Annotated in this window: 14 protein-coding genes and 1 pseudogene; 4 read left to right on the top strand and 11 right to left on the bottom strand. The window is 71.0% G+C overall.

All coding sequences use genetic code 11. From position 1 onward, the window contains the following. Positions 1-137: 137 nt before the first annotated feature. A complete protein-coding gene (locus tag RM779_RS12860) occupies positions 138-2891 on the bottom strand; it encodes an AAA family ATPase (protein ID WP_311617823.1) in 2754 nt (917 codons plus the stop codon). Between the two features lie 59 nt (positions 2892-2950). Next, positions 2951-3853 carry an LLM class flavin-dependent oxidoreductase gene (locus RM779_RS12865; protein ID WP_311617824.1) on the bottom strand — a complete coding sequence of 301 codons (903 nt, stop codon included), beginning with the start codon at positions 3851-3853 and terminating at the stop codon, positions 2951-2953. 272 nt (positions 3854-4125) lie between these two features. Here RM779_RS12865 and RM779_RS12870 point away from each other — a divergent pair, with 272 nt between their 5' ends. Then, positions 4126-4509, top strand: coding sequence for a winged helix-turn-helix transcriptional regulator (locus RM779_RS12870; protein WP_311617825.1), 384 nt, complete (start codon positions 4126-4128; stop codon positions 4507-4509). A gap of 182 nt (positions 4510-4691) precedes the next feature. Here the strand turns inward: RM779_RS12870 and RM779_RS12875 are convergent, their stop codons facing one another. The 5 genes and pseudogenes from RM779_RS12875 to RM779_RS12895 all read right to left on the bottom strand — a co-directional run. Next, the gene (locus RM779_RS12875) at positions 4692-5774 is read right to left on the bottom strand and encodes an MBL fold metallo-hydrolase (protein WP_311617826.1); all 1083 of its coding nucleotides are present in this window, start codon (positions 5772-5774) and stop codon (positions 4692-4694) included. A 58-nt stretch (positions 5775-5832) separates the two neighbouring features. Continuing rightward, the gene (locus RM779_RS12880) at positions 5833-6939 is read right to left on the bottom strand and encodes an NAD(P)-dependent alcohol dehydrogenase (RefSeq protein ID WP_311617827.1); all 1107 of its coding nucleotides are present in this window, start codon (positions 6937-6939) and stop codon (positions 5833-5835) included. Between the two features lie 156 nt (positions 6940-7095). Then, a complete protein-coding gene (locus RM779_RS12885) occupies positions 7096-7257 on the bottom strand; it encodes a hypothetical protein (RefSeq protein ID WP_311617828.1) in 162 nt (53 codons plus the stop codon). Between the two features lie 2 nt (positions 7258-7259). After that, positions 7260-7889 (bottom strand): Gfo/Idh/MocA family oxidoreductase, encoded by a 630-nt coding sequence (locus RM779_RS12890; protein ID WP_311617829.1) that lies wholly within the window; start codon positions 7887-7889, stop codon positions 7260-7262. 138 nt (positions 7890-8027) lie between these two features. Further along, positions 8028-8924: pseudogene (locus tag RM779_RS12895) on the bottom strand (aldo/keto reductase); the annotation flags it as partial. A 28-nt stretch (positions 8925-8952) separates the two neighbouring features. Between RM779_RS12895 and RM779_RS12900 the strand changes: the two are divergent. Then, positions 8953-9285: a MarR family winged helix-turn-helix transcriptional regulator gene (locus tag RM779_RS12900; protein ID WP_394813285.1), complete on the top strand. Its 333-nt coding sequence runs from the start codon at positions 8953-8955 to the stop codon at positions 9283-9285. A gap of 314 nt (positions 9286-9599) precedes the next feature. On the opposite strand, the gene RM779_RS12905 is transcribed toward RM779_RS12900, so the two are convergent. The 3 genes from RM779_RS12905 to RM779_RS12915 all read right to left on the bottom strand — a co-directional run bounded on the left by RM779_RS12905 (position 9600) and on the right by RM779_RS12915 (position 12827). Continuing rightward, the gene (locus RM779_RS12905; RefSeq protein WP_311617831.1) at positions 9600-10325 is read right to left on the bottom strand and encodes an HAD-IA family hydrolase; all 726 of its coding nucleotides are present in this window, start codon (positions 10323-10325) and stop codon (positions 9600-9602) included. Position 10326: 1 nt separating this feature from the next. Then, on the bottom strand, positions 10327-11760 hold the full coding sequence (locus tag RM779_RS12910) for a sodium:solute symporter family protein (protein WP_311617832.1): 1434 nt from the start codon (positions 11758-11760) through the stop codon (positions 10327-10329). Positions 11761-11891: 131 nt separating this feature from the next. Beyond that, positions 11892-12827 (bottom strand): MurR/RpiR family transcriptional regulator, encoded by a 936-nt coding sequence (locus tag RM779_RS12915; protein WP_311617833.1) that lies wholly within the window; start codon positions 12825-12827, stop codon positions 11892-11894. Between the two features lie 105 nt (positions 12828-12932). Between RM779_RS12915 and RM779_RS12920 the strand changes: the two genes are divergently transcribed. Together RM779_RS12920 and RM779_RS12925 are read left to right on the top strand one after the other, a co-directional pair. After that, complete coding sequence (locus RM779_RS12920) at positions 12933-14162, top strand: metal-dependent hydrolase family protein (protein ID WP_311617834.1); 1230 nt, start codon at positions 12933-12935, stop codon at positions 14160-14162. Position 14163: 1 nt separating this feature from the next. After that, a complete protein-coding gene (locus RM779_RS12925) occupies positions 14164-15345 on the top strand; it encodes a metal-dependent hydrolase family protein (protein WP_311617835.1) in 1182 nt (393 codons plus the stop codon). Positions 15346-15387: 42 nt separating this feature from the next. Here RM779_RS12925 and RM779_RS12930 read toward each other — a convergent pair whose 3' ends face one another. Next, positions 15388-16293 carry an NADP-dependent oxidoreductase gene (locus RM779_RS12930; RefSeq protein WP_311617836.1) on the bottom strand — a complete coding sequence of 302 codons (906 nt, stop codon included), beginning with the start codon at positions 16291-16293 and terminating at the stop codon, positions 15388-15390. Between the last annotated feature and the right edge of the window lie 154 nt (positions 16294-16447).

The following is a 16447-nucleotide window of genomic DNA, read 5'->3' on the forward strand; positions in this document are numbered from 1 at the left end:
AGGCGGCCTCTCGTCGTGTGTCGATCGACGTTTCGCGGCGGTCCGTGGGGCAACGACAGCGACGTTACAAATCAGCGGCAGGTATGCGTATCGGGCGGGTAATCGGTCGTTGGCGGAGGCATCGCGGCCTGGCCATCTCAGCGTCTTTCCGCCGCCCGCGGCTCGGAACCGGCACGGTGGTAGCTCAGTTCCGTCCGCGTGTTGATGCCGAGCTTGGCGAACACGTTCCCAAGGTGGTGGCCCACGGTGCGATGGCTGATCCGCAGCTGTACGGCGATCTCGCGGTTCGTGAGCTGCTCGGCGGCCAACTCGGCTACCCGCTGTTCCTGGACGGTGAGTCGGCTCACCTCTCCGATGTCCGGGCTCCCTCGACGTCCCGGCGGTCCGGTGAGGTCCTGCTCGCGCTGCGCCCGTCTGTGCAGCGGCTCGGCGCCGAGCCGGTCGAACACCTCGATGGCGCCCCCGATCTGGGCGCGGGCATCGATCCGTCGGCGGCGCCGCCGCAACCATTCGCCATAGAACAGCTGAGCGCGTGCGTGGAGCAGAGGGTGCGATCGGGCACCTGGCACGTCGAGGGCGGCGCGGAAGGCGTTCTCGACACGCGGGCCTCCGAGGAGCGCGCGCGTGACGTGCGCGGCGGAGCGAGCCCACGATGCTCCGGTGCGCCGCACCCAGGCTTCGAGCGCCCGTGCCCGTTCCTCCGCGAGGTCGTGTCTTCCGACGTGCACGGCCGCCTCGGCGGTGTCGAGAGCGGCCAGCAGCGCGAAGGTCGGGTGCTCCGCGCCGTGGCCCGGCTCGGCCAGGCGTACCAAGGTGTCCAGCGCTTCGTCGGGACGCTCGTGGAACAGCGACGCCATGCCGCGGGTCCAGTACGCCGCCGCGCTCAGCGCGCGGACCCCCCGCGGGAGTGACGTCTCCAGGGTGCGGGCGGTGGCCTCCGCGACCGTGCGCTCGTCACCGCGTGCGGCGGCGAGCCAACCCAGGCTGGTACGGCAGTGGGAGGCGATGTGGTCGGCGCCCATGGCCTCGGCCAGCCGCAGTCCCTCCACGGCCGAGGACTCCGCTTCCGCCCAGCGGCCGGCGACGTTGTCGAGCATCGCGGTCTGGGCCAGGGCGACAGCGAGTCGAGCGCGTTCGCGACGCCGCCGCAGGTGCGGCATTCGACGGCGCAGCGTGTCCCCCATCGGCTTGTCGATTCCCCAGGCCAGCCCGAGGGGCGTGGGCGGAAGCAACGGCGGCATGGTCGTCCGGGCCCGCGCCTCGGCGTCGTTGCCTTCGGACGCGTCGACCGGCGCCGTGTCGGCGGATGCGTCGTCGCTCCACCAGGCCGGCGGACCGGGTAATCCGGCCCGGCCCTCGATGTCGAGTTCGAGCAGCAGCTCAAGTGCTCCGGCTCGCAGGTCGCCACGTCCGATGGACCAGGCGGCGCGCATGGCCGTCGTGCCCAACTCCAGTGCTGTGCCCGGGTCCTGGACCCGGCGCAGGTCGGTGATCAGGTGGTGGTAGGCCAGTTCAGGCATGCCTCGGGCGAACTCGATGATCCCCCGGAGACCTTGGCTGCGCCGGGCGATGTGAGCGCCTGGGGCCAGCCGTTCCGCGTCATCGAGCAGGCGCTCCGCGGTGGCCGCGCACCCGGTGTCCCACGAGGCTCTGGCCGCCTCGGCAAGTCGTTGTGACACGTCGATCGGCGTGGCCGAGAGTTCGGCGGCCCGCCGCAACGCCCGGGCCGCCGTCACCGTGTCCCCGCGGCGCCGGGAGCGGGCCGCGGTCTGTTCGAGCAGCGTCGCGACGTTCTCGTCCCGGTCATGGGCCACGGCGGCGAGGTGCCACACCCGCTCCTCCGTCTCGTCCGGCAGCGTGGCGGCCAAGGCACGGTGCGCCCGCCGCCTCGCCGTGGCGCCGCAGCCCTCGTAGACGGCTCTGCTCACGATGGGGTGCCGGAACTCGACTCGGTTGCCCACCACGTGGACCAGGCCCGCGCTGGTCGCTTCCTCCCAGGCGTCGTCGTCGGCCCCCGACGCGCAACCGGCGCGCTGCACCGTGAGCCGGTCGCCGTTTCCCTCGGCCGCCGCGAGCACGGTCAGCAGCTGCGCCGGGGGGCTCAGGGCCTCGATCCCGGCACGGAAGGCCCGCCGCAGGCGCGGCCCGACGGGTGGTCGTTCTGCCCCCTGGTGATGCTCGGCGTCGTCGAGGTCGCCTTCCAGTGAGGCCAACGTGGCCAACGTGGCCAGCGTGGCCAACTCGTGCAGCGCCAGGGGGTTTCCCCCCGCCTCGGCCACGATATTCCGCGCTGTCGGCTCGTCGGCGAGTGGGGCCACGGTGGTCACAAGCCGCCGCGCACTCTCGTCGGTGAGGCTTTCGACTCGCATGTCGGCCAGACCGTCCCACAGCCGGACGGCCGGCCGGCTGTGGTCGGCGAGCACGACCACCACGGGATGCGCCCTCAGGCGTCGGGCGACGATTCCGAGGCACAGTGCGGTGGCCGCGTCGAGCCACTGCCCGTCGTCCACCACGACGAGCACGGGCTGCCGTTCGGCGAGTCCGCAGAGCAGGGACAGCACAGCCGCCCCGACCAGCAGCCGGTTCGTCGGCTCACCGCTCATCCCGAGGGCGGCACGCAACGCGGTGGCCTGGGCCGTCGCCAGCGACTCGACGCGATCGGTCACCGGTCGCAGCAGCCCGTGCAGCCCCGCGAAGGCCAGGTCCGACTCGGGCCGGGTGGCGGAGTAGCTCAGCCGGATGAATTCCCCGGCCTGGTCGTGTACGTAGCGAAGCAGAGCTGACTTGCCGATGCCCGGCTCGCCCCACAACACGAGGGCGCCACCGGTCCCGTCGCGGGCTTGTGAGAGAAGCTCGTCGAGAACCGCGGTCTCCTCGCGGCGTCCGAACAACTCCGCCGACGTCGCGACTGGCTGGGCTCCGGCACCGTGGGGGCCAGGGGCGAGCCGCGTCATGCCGTGCGTTCGGTCTGGACGAGTGCGCGGGCGCGCGGCGCGACCTCCTGACCGAACAGGTGCAGGTCGGCAGGGTCGTCCGAGGCGAGGATGAACCCGGAAATGCCGTATTGCAGGGCGAGGTCGGCGAGCTGTTCAGCCCAGTCGCCGGGAGTTCCCGCCAGCAGCCCGCCGCCGGCGCCGGTCGTGAACCGGCCGCTCAGGTTGAGCAAGCGGCTGACCGCCGCGGGCTCGCGACCGGCGGCGGATGCGGCCTCGTCGATCCGCTCGTTCATCGCACCGAGCGACGCGGGGCCGTCGGGCAGGTATCCCAGGGAGGGCAGCCAACCGTCGGCGATCCGGCCGGTCAGCCGGAGCATGCGTGGCTTGTAGGCACCGATGTGGATCGGGATGCGATGGGCGGGCGCGGGCCCTCGCTTCGCGCTGGTCACGGTGTAGAACTCCCCCTCGATCCGGAGGGGGCCGGGCTCGTCGGTGGCCCACAGCCCCCGGATCACGCTCACGGCCTCCTCCAGCGCCCGCACGGCCTGGGCCGGTTCGAGCCGGCGGCCTCCCATCGCGCCGATGCCGTCCCAGAACGCGCCCGCGCCGATGCCCAGTTCGACCCGACCGTCGCTGAGCCGGTCCAGGCTCGCGGCGGCACGGGCCAGCACGGCCGGGGGGCGCAACGGAAGACTCAGTACGTTGCCGCTGATCCGTATCCGCTCGGTGCGTGCCGCGACGTACGACATCAGGGTCCAGGTGTCCTGGAACGCCGCCTGGTACGGGTGGTCCTGGAAGCTGACGAGGTCGAGTCCGGCCCGCTCGGACGTCAGGGCCAGCTCGACCGGTGCCTGAGGTGGGTGGGCGGTGGGGGTGACGAAGCTGCCGAACCACAGGTCGTGGCCGTAGTCGGTCATAGGTCGCTTCCTCCGGGGTGGTTCGTGGAGGGAGTGGGGACGATGGGGACGAAGTCGTCGCCGAACACACCCTGCGGGTCAGAAACGGTCAGGCAGCGGCGTGACGCCCGGGCCGGAGACCGCACTCGAAGCTGGTGGGGAGGCCGTGGAGGAAGGGGCGCGGCTGGGGCGGTGCGTGCGTTCATGGCACAAGGCTGCTCGACGACGACCATGGGCAACAAGCGAGACATGACCTGATCATCAAAAACAACGTGCTCTGCTAAGCTGACCAGATGGCCAGTTCTCAACCGCCCGGCGAGTCCTCCGCCGCTCCGGGCCAGAGCCGCACGGATGTCGACTATGAGCACATAGACGACGCCGTGTGCCGCAGCTTCCAGCGCTCGGTCGAGATCGTGGGCAGGAAATGGACCGCCTCGGTGCTTCTGGCGGCGATGCGGGGTGCCCGCCGATTCGTCGACTACCGGACGCGGGTCACCGGAATCTCGAACCAACTGCTGTCCCAGCGCCTGCGCGAGCTGGAGAGCCATCAACTGATCGAGCGGGTCGTGGTGCCGACGACACCGGTCCAGATCACGTACCGGCCCACCGAGCGAGGCGCCAGCCTGATGCGTGTTCTGCACCCTCTCGTCGAGTGGAGCGCCGAGAACGGGGAATAGGTGGTGACTTCCGCGTCTCGGACAGCTGCGGCATCCGGCGCCGCGACTCCGGACAGACGGCAGCAGGAATCACCGTCCTTCGCGGCGGCGGCATCACAGCCGCACCGGCACGGCGATGAGCGGCGCGAAGGACCGGGACAGTCCGTCGCACCGCTCACCGGGGCGCACCGTTCAGGGCGGCGTCAGGTCAGGAAGACCGGGGGGTTCTCGCCCCGCACGCGGTAGTCCGGGCGAGGCCGTTCCAGCCGGATCGACTCCAGCACGGTGTACGCGTGGTACTTGGTCTGGGTGGTGGCACCTGCCAGCCGCTCCCACCACAGCTGGCCGTTGCTGGTCGTCTTCTCCAGAACGTGCCGAGTGGTGTAGTTCGCCATGGAGTTGATCCAGTTCTCGGTGCCGACGAACATCCTGTTCCAGCCGGTGCCGGACACGATGTCGACGAGCGCATCCGAGCGACTCCACCGCTCGACCGCCGTGGTCGCCCCTTCGAGCACGTCGGCGAAATACTCCACGCAGAGTTTCACCTGCTCGTAGGTGCCGTAGTGCATGTGATGCCCGCCGACGAAGAAGTCGAAGTCATATTCGAGGATTTGCGCTTGCGCCTCGTACCAGCCGGAGATGTTCTGCGAGGCGTCGCAGTGCATGAACGTCACGCTTCCCGGACTGACGATGTCCACGGCAGTGAGCACCTTCTGCTGAGGCGCGTAGACGAAGATGTTGCCGGGGCAGTGGTTTTCGCCCTTGTAGGAGAGCTGCAGGCTCACCCCGCCTACGTCGAGGACGAGTTCATCGTCGAATATCGTGGTCGGCAGAGGACGCTTGGGATCGGGAAAGCGCTCCAGGAGCTCCTTGGTGATGCGGTGGGCGACGATCTCGACGTCGGGACCGAACACGGAAGCCGCGCCGATGTGATCGGCGTGCCAGTGACTGTAGATCACGTGCGTCACCGGTTGGTCGGTGACGTCCTCGATCGCCGCCAGCATGTTCTCGCCCAGCGTCGGCGGTGCGTCGATCGCGACCACACCGCGCTCGGTCACCACGAACGCGGCGTCGTAGCCGGCGCTGGTGACCCAGTAGAAGCCGTCACGCAGTTCTTCGACGTGGTAGCCGTACTTCTGGAAGTGCTCACTCTGGAAATACGGGGGGTAGTACCCCTCGGGGTCCGCCGGGTCGTCCGCCCCCGCCTTCGGGAACCCGTAGTGGTCGATCCCGTAGAAGCCCGGGGTGTTGTCGACGCTGATGGGTTTCTGGCCGCTCTGGCACATCGGCGAGATGCCTCTCTGTTCTGTGGGAGATGCTGTCGAACGGGGTGGGCTGTTCCGGTCACGGAAAGCGAAGGATCGCCTTGGTGGTGCGGCCCGAGCCCGCGTCCTCGAACGCGGCATTGATATCGGAGAAGTCGTAGAAGGACAGCAGCCGGTCGATCGGGAACCGACCCGCTCGATAGAGCTGGGCGAGATCGTTGATAAACAGCGACGAGACCGCGTCTCCCTGGATGATGCCCTGCAGCGACTGGCCGAGCATGAGCCGGCCGGCGTCGATCACGGCGCCCGTGCCTTCGTGGAACGCCACGAAGCCGAATCGGCCCAGCGGTGCCAGGGCGCCGACCCCGGCGTCGAGGTTCTCCGCGCGGCCGCTCGTGTCGAGGACGTACTCCAGACCGCGCTCCGCTATGGCGCGGAGCGCGCCGGTCAGATCCTCGACCCGGCCGGGGTCGACGAGGTGCGTCGCCCCGAGATCCCGGGCGAGCTGGAGCCGGCCGGCGTCGACATCGACGGCGACGACCGTGGCAGCACCCGCGACGCGCGCCGCCATGACCGCTGCCAAGCCCACCGCGCCCACGCCGAACACGGCGAAGGACGCCCCCGCGGGAACGGCGAGGGCCTTGAGCACGGCCCCCGCGCCGGTCTGGAGCCCGCACCCCAACGGGGCCATGACGTCGAGGGGCAGGTCACGGGGAACCTTGACCGTGTTCCGTTGGTGGGCCAGCGCGTGGGTGGAGAACGAGGACTGGCCGAAGAAGTGGCCGTGGGGCTCGGCACCGCTGGCGACGTGCAGGCCGTTCGAGCCGTCCAGGCGGGCACCCGCGAAGTTGGCTGCCCAGACGTCGTCACAGTAGGCCGCGTGAGCGGACACGCACGGCTTGCAGCGGCCACACGAGTGGTAGGACAGGACGACGTGGTCACCGGGCTCGACGGTGGTGACGGCGGCCCCCACACGTTCGACGACTCCCGCGCCCTCGTGTCCCAGTACCACCGGTAGCGGCGTCGCCATTCGTCGCGCCCGCACGTGGGCGTCGGTCGCGCATATTCCGGTCGCGACCATGCGGACGAGTACCTCGTCGGGGCGCGGGTCCTCGATCTCGATGTCACGGAACTCGAACGGCCCGTTCTGGCTTTCGAGAACGGCGGCGCGTGCGGACGTGGTCATACGTCGTGAGCCTCCCGCGGAGCGCCGCCGGCGTCGTGGCGACAGAAGACAGAAATCATCACCGACTCCAAGATCGGGGTGGTGGGCCTCGGGGGGCCTTCAGAGTGACCGACACTAGGCCGACTGTCCGCGCTCGCGGATCGGTCGCCGTATCGGTCACGGCCTGGTGCTCTCGACGACTGCCGCGATCGTCCTGGCGTCCGTGACCTCGATCGCGGACACCAGGACCGCCGGGGTGGGTGGGGTGGAGGGCGGCCGTCGGCTGTCCGTGCATCGCCGGCTGTGGTGCGAGGCGGCGAGCAGGGTGTGGTGCGACACCTTCACTGCCGGCGACCGGTGCGCGAGGCCTGTTCGACTCGGGCGACCAGGCGGCTGTTGTGGACGGCGTGGGCGAATCCCGGGGTGTGGTGGGTCCCGTTCGTGATGTCGCGCGCCAGGCCGGCGTACACCTCGCCCACGTTGATGGACGCACCGGTCCATATCTCGGTGGCGGTCGGGCCGGTACCGGTGGCCACGGGGCGGTCGGGCTCGGTGAAGGCCACGCTCGAGGACAGCGCGAGGTCGCCGACCTGAACGCCGGCGGGGTGATCGCCGGTCAGCCTCAGCCAGCCGTCCGATCCGCGGACCTCCAGGCCGAAGTGGGCGTCGGGCGCGGGTACGCCCGCCAGGATCTGCACCCCGACCGGGGCGCCCGACGCGGTCTTGACGATGGCGTCGAGGTGATCCGGCACCTCCCGGACGGAGAGCGTGCCGGTGTCCACCAGCTTCACTCGCGGCCAGAGGAGTTCGGTGCGCGCGTCGATCTCGGTGATGTCACCGAGAACCGCCTCGACCACATCCAGCACGTGGCCCGCGGCGATCGGCAGGAAGCCGGCTCCTACCGCCGCCTTGTCGAAGTACTCGTACGCGCTCACCGACTCCGGGCCGTTGCCGAACGTCGCTCCGTTCATCAGTCTCCGACCGCGGTACGACCATGTCGTACCGCCCATCTGATTGCTTGCTTCGAACGTGGGCCGCGTGCGCCCAGCCCGGCCGGCACTCCCGGCCAGCGCACCGTGGGCGCCTCTCTCATCGGTTCTCATCGGTTCTCATTGGTCGATGGCGGCCATGTCGGGCTCGGCATGACGTTCGCCGGACGCCGGCGGCAGGTCGTTCAGACGGGCGATCTGGTCGGGGGAGAGCCGGATTCCGTCGGCGGCGCAGTTCTCCTGGAGCCGGTCGACCCGCCTGGTCCCCGGAATGGGCGCGATGCCGTCGCCCTGTGCGAGCAGCCAGGCCAGAGCGACCTGCGCGGGCGTGGCCCCCGCCTCGTCGGCGATCTCGCTCACCTCGTCGAGGATGCGCAGGTTGCGCGTGAGGTTGCCGCCGGTGAACCGCGGGTTGGTACGACGCCAGTCGGTGGCGTCCAGGCCGTCCAGGGTGCGGATACCACCGGTGAAAAAGCCGTGCCCCAGCGGCGAGTAGGGAACCAGACCGATGCCGAGCGCCCGCAACGTGGGCAGCACCTCGGCCTCGGGGTCGCGAGTCCACAGCGAGTACTCGGCCTGGACGGCGGCCACGGGATGAACCGCATGAGCCCGACGGATCGTCGTCGCGGCCGCCTCCGACAGCCCGATGTGGCGTACCTTGCCCGCCGCCACCAAGTCGCTCAACGCCCCCACTGTCTCCTCGATGGGAACGCCCGGGTCGACCCGGTGCTGGTAGTACAAGTCGATGCGGTCGGTCCCGAGCCGCCGCAGCGACCCGTCGACAGCAGCGCGAACGTTGGCGGGGGTGCTGTCCGGCCCCGGTCGTCCGGTGTGGGAGACGAGGCCGAACTTGGTGGCGACAACGACCTCGTCCCGGCGGCCCCTGACGGCGCGACCCACCAGTTCCTCGTTGACGTAGGGCCCGTATACCTCGGCGGTGTCCAGGTGCGTGATGCCGAGATCGAGAGCGCGACGAAGGGTGCGGATCGACTCGGCGTCGTCACGACCGGCGCCCGTGTCCGAGCAGCCGGCTCACACGTTGCAGATGAGCGATCTGGCCGCGCGGACATCGGCGTCGCTGTCGAGGCTGTCGCATGTCGTGGGCCGGCTGGAGAAGCGCGGACTGCTCGCCCGAGCCCGCATCCCCGGCTCCGGCAGACGCACCAACGCGACACTGACCGAGGCCGGTTACGAGGAGGTCGTGGCGGCGGCGCCGGGACACGTCGCGGCGGTCCGCGAGTACCTGATCGACGGGCTTGAGCCCCACGAGTTGGCGGCCCTGCGCCGTATCGGCACCGCGGTCGATGCCGCCATCAAGCGCGGGCAACCCGACGCGGGCTCGGCGGCGTCGGCCCCGGCCGGGACGCCGACCTCCTAGCGCGCCGACAACGGGTCTGGTGTGAGGCGCCGCCGCCCCCGCGATGCGGCGGGCGGCTGTGTTGGCGCGAGCGGGGTCTGGTCCGTGGCGTCTGTGGGGTATGTGTGGGGTGGTGGGCGCCAGAAGGTGGGAAGTGCCTGGCCACAGGCTTGTGTTGGGCAGAGTGTCGAACTGCCGGCTCAGCCTTCCCACGTTCGCATCCTGGCGCCGCCGCTCCGACGATTCGGCCTCGGGCCTGCGGAAACGCGGGCCCCGGGTTCTGCCGTTGTGGTTCCGCGGCGAGGGCGAGGGGCGCCGCGGGACCGGGCGTGCGGTCAGGCGTGCTGGCGGTCCGCCGCGTCGGCGAACGCGGCCATGGAGGGGAACTCGGCGTCGTAGTGCCACTCCTCCGCCGGTGGCGGAGTGGCACCCCAGCCGGGCCGGTCGTGGCGCCGGTTGATCCACACCGAGGCGAGTCCGCGGCGGCGGGCCGGGACGTGGTCGTGGAAGAGGCTCTGTGCCACGTGCAGCAGTTGCCCGCGTCCGTGACCGAGGCTTTCGAGTGCCGCGTCCAGCTCCTCGAAGTGCGGGTCCGCCGGCTTGTAGGCACCGACGTCCTCCGCGGTGATGATCCGGGTGAAGTCGCCGCGCAGACGCGCGTTGCTGCCCGCGAACCCGTCGCGGTGCACGTTGCTCACGATCACCAGGTCGTAGTGGCGGCGCAGCCGTGCCAACGCGTCCGCGGAGTCCGGGAAGGCGGGCCAGTCGGGGACCGAGCCGCCCAGGCGCTCGGCCCACTCACGGCCGACCTCGGTACCGAGTGACGAGCCGGTCCGGGTGAACGCTTCCGCCAGCACCTCGGGGTAGCGCCACGTCGGGTACTCGCGCATCACCGCCGCCTCGTGGCCCGCGTATGTCTCCAGCAGCGTCTCCGGGCCTTGGCCGAGGCCCTGCTCGCGGGCCCAGGCCGCCAGAACGGCGCTGATGCCCTGTTCCCAGTCGATGAGCGTGCCGTAGCAGTCGAAGCTGAGTACGCGGAAGGCGGTGAGGTCCAGGGACATGTCACTCCTTGGTCGGTGCGGGGGCGGCGTCGGTGGCCGCGTCGGCGGGGCGTGTCCCGCGGTCGGGCACCGCGAGGCTGACGAGGACCAGCGTGACCAGCGAGACCGGCAGGGAGATCAGCACCGCGTTCAGATCGTAGGGCTGGTCCAGCTGTTCCCAGACGATGGTCACGACGGTGCTCAGCACCATCGCGCTCATCGCGCCCCATTTGCTGGCCCGCTTCCACAGGAAGATCGCCAGGACCGGCGGCGCGATGGCGACGCCATAGACGGTGTAGGAGTACATCTGCAGCTCCAGCACCGCCGGGAAGAACCGGCCGAGAACGTAGGCCACGGTGACGATGCCCAGCACGGACAGGCGGTGGACCGCCAGTCGCTTCCGGTCGCTCAGCTGCACGCCGAACAACCGCTCCGTCACGTCGTAGGTCAGGTTGCCCGCTCCGGAGAGCAGGAACGAGGAGCCGGTGGTGACGATGAAGGCCAGCGCTCCGGCCAGCAGCAGGCCGCCGAGTACGGCCGGCAGGTAGCCCTCGCTGCCCAGTGCCAGGACCGCCGAATCCGGCGCGATGTCGGGCATGAGCAGGAACGCGGCCGAGCCCAGCAGGGCCACGGGCACCGTGACCAGGAAGCTGGAGAGGAAGAAGCCCCCGGTCGACTTGCGCGCCTCGGACTCGTTGCGCGTGGCACCGAGCCGTTGGTAGATGTTCTGGTCCGCCAGGAGGAGCAGGAACAACGGCAGGAAGTATCCCAGTAGCTGCAGCGGCGTGAGACCGCTGCTGAGCGAGGACCGGTCGTCGGGGAGGTCCTGCCAGTACTGGCCCAGACCGCCGAGTTCCACCTGAAGCACCAGGGGCAGCGCGACGAGCAGGCTTCCCACGATGATCAGGGCCGAGATGAAGTCGCTCCAGGCGACGGACTTCAGGCCGCCGCCCACCGCGAGGAAGCCGACCAGCACCGCCACCACGATGGAGCCCTGCTCCGGCGAGAGCGTCGTGATCAGGCTGACGATCTGGCCGCCGCCGGTGAACTGGTAGGCGGTGATGCCGGTGTAGGCCAGCACGGTGATGACGGCCGCGATCATGCGGACGGTCACCCCGTAGCGGCGCTCCAGCAGCTCGGGAACGGTATAGGTCGTCTGCCGGCGGATGCGCCGCGCCAGGAAGTACAGGACCACGATGCCCACCGGCGTGCCCGCGAGGAAGAAGATCGAGGCCAGCGGACCGTAGCTGTAGGCGAAGCTGCCGCCGCCGATGATCGTTCCCGACCCGACCCAGGTGACCAGCAGGGTGCCGATCATCACGGGGCGGGGCAGGCTGCGGCCGGCGAAAAGGTAGTCGTCGCTGGTCGCGACCTTTTTGGAGCGGCTGAACCAGATACCGATGCCCACCATGAGCAGCAGGTACAGCACGAGTGTGAGGACGTGAGTCGTCTGCATGGACGCCTCCGGGAATCGACGGTCGGCCGTGCGGGCGCGTGGGACCCGGCAGGCCACCCGGTAGGCCGGCGGATCACCCGACGGTGCGGGTGTCCCCTATGAGACAGGTTTCGGCCACCGAATCGCAATAGTCATTGCAAATTCTCGGGATCGGGGAAGAGGCCGAAGCGCGACCAGAGCCGCTCGACCCCGTCGCTCCACTCCGCGGCGGCGGCCGGATCGCACGCCACGAGCGAGGCGACGACCGCCTGCACGATCGTGGTCGCGGCCACGAGTGAGGGGAACATGCTGGCCCCCTCGCTGGGCATCGGCACCAGCTCGGCGGCCAGCTCCCTGACCTCCTCCCTGGCCTGGTCGCTGACCAGCACGATCGGCGTGCCGGCCGCGGCAGCCACCTGCATGGCGTGCAGGATCTCGCGCGGGGTGCGCCACACCTGGAAGACCACGAGGCAGTCCTCCGGCCCCAGCAGCCGGACCGCGTTGAACAGGGCGGTGCCGCCCACCCGGTGCAGCCGCACGTCGTGGCCGATGGTCTGCGCCAGGTGCGAGAGCTGAAGGCCGGGGGCGGCGAAGCTGCCGGAGGCCAGAACGAGTGTCGTGCCCGCCCCGTGGATGGTCCGGGCCACCCGTTCCACCTGCGCTTCGTCCAGCAGGCTGGCCAGGTCCTTGAGGTTGTGGAGGTCACGGCGGAGGGTGGCCCACGCGGGCCCCTGACCGGCGTCCTCGTGGTGCTCGCTGAGCACCTCGGAGGCCGAAAGGCCGGACAGGTAGCGGGAGCGGATCTCCGCCCGCAGGGCCGGCCAGCCGCTGAAGCCCAGCTGCTGGGCCGTGCGCACCACGGTCGCGACGTTGACTCCGGCCGTGGCCGCCACCGAGGAGGTGCTGGCGTAGGACATCTGCTGCGGCTGGGCGGCGATCGCCGACAGCACCCGACGTGCGCCGGCGCCCGGCCGCCGGCGCCCCAGCCGGGACCTGATCCACTCCGGCAGCGTCTGCTCGTGGGCCGCCCCGGCCCCTGTCTCGTCTGTCTCGTCGGCGTTCGTGCCGGTGTTCGTGCCGGTGTTCATGCCGGTGTTCATGCCCATCTGAACGCAATGATTGTTGCATCTGCGGTGTCTTGTTGACACCATATGGCGTGCCAGGAGCCTGGCTCTGCTACGGGAAGGGAGCTCATGACCTCGAACACTCTCATCCTCCGTGGCGGCGTGGTATGTGACGCTGCTACCGGCGAAGCGCGGACGGCCGACGTGCTCGTGCACGACGGCCGTATCCAGGAAGTGGGGGCCACCCTACGGGCGCCGGAGTCGGCCGAGGAGATCAACGCCACCGGCCGCCATCTCGTACCCGGCCTCGTCGACGCGCATGTGCACGTCAGCGCCGCGAGCGCCGATCTCGGACATGTCGCCGAGCAGTCGCCCACCTACGTGGCCGCCCACACCAGCAGAATTCTGCGGGACATGCTGCACCGCGGCTTCACCACCGTGCGCGACGTCGGTGGTGCCGATTACGGCGTGGCCGCGGCCGTGGCCGAAGGGCTCTGGCCCGGCCCCCGGGTGGTCTTCGGCGGCAAGGCGCTGTCGCCGACCGGAGGCCACGCCGACTTGCGCGGCGCCGGCCGGCACGTGTTGGACGACCATGCCTGCTGTCCCAGCATCGGCGTGGTCTGCGACGGCGTCGCCGAGGTGCGCCGCAGCGCACGGCACCAGCTGCGCACCGGCGCCCACCACATCAAGCTGATGCTCTCCGGCGGAGTGGCCTCGCCCACCGACCGGGTGGACTCGTTGCAGTTCTCCGACGAGGAGGTCCTGGCGGCCGTGGAGGAGGCACGCAACGCCAATCGCTACGTGACGGGACACGCGTACACCGCCCGCGCGGTGAACCGGGGCCTGGGGCTCGGGGTGCGCTGCATCGAGCACGGCAACCTCATCGACGACTCCAGCGTGCGGCTCTTCGTCGAGCACCAGGCGTTCCTCGTACCGACGCTGGTCACCTATGAGTACCTGCACCGGGAGGGGGCCGCCGCCGGCCTGCCCCCGGCCAGCCAGGCCAAGGTGGCGGACGTCCTCGAAGCCGGTCTGCACGCCCTGCACCTGGCCTACCGGGGAGGCGTCCGGATCGCCTTCGGCACCGACCTGCTCGGCAGCATGCACGTCCACCAGAGCGAGGAGTTCCGCATACGCGGCCGGGTGCAGCCCGCGAACGAGGTACTGCGCGCGGCCACGGTGACCGCCGCCGCGCTGCTCGGCCGCGAGGGCGAGCTGGGCACCCTCGCTCCCGGCGCGGTCGCCGACATCCTGCTCGTCGACGGCGACCCGACCACCGACACCGAGATCCTCGCGCAGCCGGAACAGCACCTGCGTGCCGTGATCCAGGGCGGAACCGTCGTCGCGGGACGGCCCTGATATGGCGCCCGCGCTGATACTCCGCGACGGACGCGTCTGGGACGGCCTGGCCACGGAGCCACGCCCCGCGGATGTCGTCTGCGAGGACGGCGTCGTCCGGGAGGTGACCGCCCCCCGCTCGGCCCGCTCCGGCCCCGAGGACCTGGAGGTCGACCTCGCCGGGTGCACCGTGCTTCCGGGACTCATCGACTGCCACGTCCACCTGGTGTGGGACGGCAGCCCCGACCCCGCCACCCACGTCGACCAGGACGGCGAACAGCTCACCACCGTACGCGCCGCCGAACACGCCCGCGCCTACCTGCCCGCGGGGATCACCACCGTCCGCGATCTCGGCGGTAACTGGGACATCGCCGTCACCCTGGCCAGGGCGGTGGACCGGGGACACCTCGACGGGCCGACGATCGTCGCCGCGGGACAGACCGTGATCATGACCGGCGGCCACGACCCCTTCTGGGGCATCCCCTGCGACGGGCCCGACGAGGTGGTACGCGGCGTCCGCGGACAGGTCGCCAAGGGCGCCGGAGTGATCAAGACCGCGGCCACCGGCGGCGTCTACGGCCAGACCCACGGCGAAGAGGTCGGGGCGAGCGAGCTGACCTACGAGGAACTCGCCGCGCTCGCGCACGAAGCACACCGCCGCGGGCGGCGCGTGGCCGCACACGCGCTCGGTGAGGAGGGCGTACGCAACGCCGTCAGGGCCGGGATCGACACCATCGAGCACGGCGTCTTCCTCGCCGACGACGTCATCGAGGACATGGTGCGGCGGGGGACCGTTCTGTGCCCCACCGCCGAGGTGTACCGGCGGATCGCGGACGGGCAGGCCCCCGAGTACGCGGTGCGAAAGGCCCGCGACGTGGTCGAGGCGCACCGGCGCAGCGTCGCCCGGGCGATCGAGGCGGGCGTCCCGGTCATCGCCGGAACCGACGCCGGCGCCCCGGGTATGGCCCACCCCAGCCTGGTCGACGAGATCACCACGCTCAGGGACTACGGCCTCTCCACGCTCCAGGCGCTCCGGGCGGCGACCTCCACGGCGGCGGACGCCCTCGGCAGACCGGCCGCCGGGCGCGTGCGTCCCGGCGCCCCGGCCGACCTGCTCCTCGTCGACGGCGACCCGTTCACCGACCTCACGTTGCTGCGCCGCCCCTGGGGCGTGGTCCGCCATCAGAGGCTGCGCAGGCCGTAGCGCGCTCGTCCCGCCACCCCCGCTTTGAACGGTGGGACGCGCTCAGACGCGGACCACGATCTTTCCCCGCGTGTGTCCGCGCTCGGCGTATGCGTGCGCTTCCGCGATCCGTTCGATGGGGTAGGTCCGTTCGATGCGCGGTGTGTAGCGGCCCCGCCGGCCGAGTTCGCCCGCTTCGGCGAGGAGCGCGGAGTCGTTCTGCGCGTTGGCCAGATGCACGCCGAGGCGCTCCGCGTTGGTGTGGTCGGCGATGGTCGATACGCGGGCGGGGCCGCCCGCGATCGCGATGAGGTCGGGCAGGGAGCCGGAGGCCGCGGTGTCGAGCACGATGTCGACACCGTTCGGGGCCAGGGTGGCCAGGCGCTCCGCGAGGCCGGTGCCGTAGGTGGTGGGAACGGCTCCGAGGGAGGTGAGGAACGCGTGGTTGCGCTCGCGGGCCGTCCCGATCACGGTGGCGCCCCGCGCCACCGCGACCTCGACCGCGGCACTGCCCACGCCTCCGGCGGCGCCCTCGACGAGCAGGGTGCGCCCGTGCAGGGGACCGAGCGCCTTCAGCCCGCCCAGCGCGGTCACCGATGCCAGGGCGGCGCCGGCGGCCTCCTCGTCGGTCCAGGTGGTGGGCGCGTGCGCCCAGGCCGAGAGCACGGCCAGTTCCGCTGTCGCGCCGGTGACGCCGCCCAGCCCGAAGACGCGGTCGCCGATGCTCACCCCCTGCACGCCCGCGCCGGTCTCGTCGACCACGCCGACGGCTTCGCGCCCGGGGATCGCGGGCAGGTCCACGGGCAGCACCTCGCGCACCGCACCGGAACGCACCTTCCAGTCGACGGGATTGACGCCGGCCGCCGCGACGCGGACGCGGATCTCGCCCGGCCCGGGACGCGGGTCCGGCACCTGCTCGACCACGAGGGTCCCCACACCGCCGTAACGGTGGTAACGGACTGCGCGCATGACGTTCTGCCTTTCCACGCGGCCTGAACCGGCCGTTCGTGAGATCAGTGGGGTGAAGGTTCGGCGAGCGCCGACGCCCACCACGCTAAAACCTGACGTCAGCGTCAGGGGCAAGTCGGACGGACCGAAATGGCGGGAGTGAACGTCCGGGCGG

This window comes from Streptomyces johnsoniae (genome assembly GCF_031845565.1).
In the GTDB taxonomy this organism is placed as follows: Bacteria; Actinomycetota; Actinomycetes; order Streptomycetales; family Streptomycetaceae; genus Streptomyces; species Streptomyces johnsoniae.

What these genes read in the sequence shown, in the direction of transcription:
- RM779_RS12930 (WP_311617836.1), bottom strand. Translation starts at nt 16,293, where the DNA reads ATGCGCGCAGTCCGTTACCACCGTTACGGCGGTGTGGGGACCCTCGTG.
- RM779_RS12920 (WP_311617834.1), top strand. Translation starts at nt 12,933, where the DNA reads ATGACCTCGAACACTCTCATCCTCCGTGGCGGCGTGGTATGTGACGCT.
- RM779_RS12870 (WP_311617825.1), top strand. Translation starts at nt 4,126, where the DNA reads ATGGCCAGTTCTCAACCGCCCGGCGAGTCCTCCGCCGCTCCGGGCCAG.
- RM779_RS12890 (WP_311617829.1), bottom strand. Translation starts at nt 7,889, where the DNA reads ATGAACGGAGCGACGTTCGGCAACGGCCCGGAGTCGGTGAGCGCGTAC.
- RM779_RS12905 (WP_311617831.1), bottom strand. Translation starts at nt 10,325, where the DNA reads ATGTCCCTGGACCTCACCGCCTTCCGCGTACTCAGCTTCGACTGCTAC.
- RM779_RS12915 (WP_311617833.1), bottom strand. Translation starts at nt 12,827, where the DNA reads ATGAACACCGGCACGAACACCGGCACGAACGCCGACGAGACAGACGAG.
- RM779_RS12900 (WP_394813285.1), top strand. Translation starts at nt 8,953, where the DNA reads ATGAGCGATCTGGCCGCGCGGACATCGGCGTCGCTGTCGAGGCTGTCG.
- RM779_RS12875 (WP_311617826.1), bottom strand. Translation starts at nt 5,774, where the DNA reads ATGTGCCAGAGCGGCCAGAAACCCATCAGCGTCGACAACACCCCGGGC.
- RM779_RS12880 (WP_311617827.1), bottom strand. Translation starts at nt 6,939, where the DNA reads ATGACCACGTCCGCACGCGCCGCCGTTCTCGAAAGCCAGAACGGGCCG.
- RM779_RS12925 (WP_311617835.1), top strand. Translation starts at nt 14,164, where the DNA reads ATGGCGCCCGCGCTGATACTCCGCGACGGACGCGTCTGGGACGGCCTG.
- RM779_RS12865 (WP_311617824.1), bottom strand. Translation starts at nt 3,853, where the DNA reads ATGACCGACTACGGCCACGACCTGTGGTTCGGCAGCTTCGTCACCCCC.
- RM779_RS12910 (WP_311617832.1), bottom strand. Translation starts at nt 11,760, where the DNA reads ATGCAGACGACTCACGTCCTCACACTCGTGCTGTACCTGCTGCTCATG.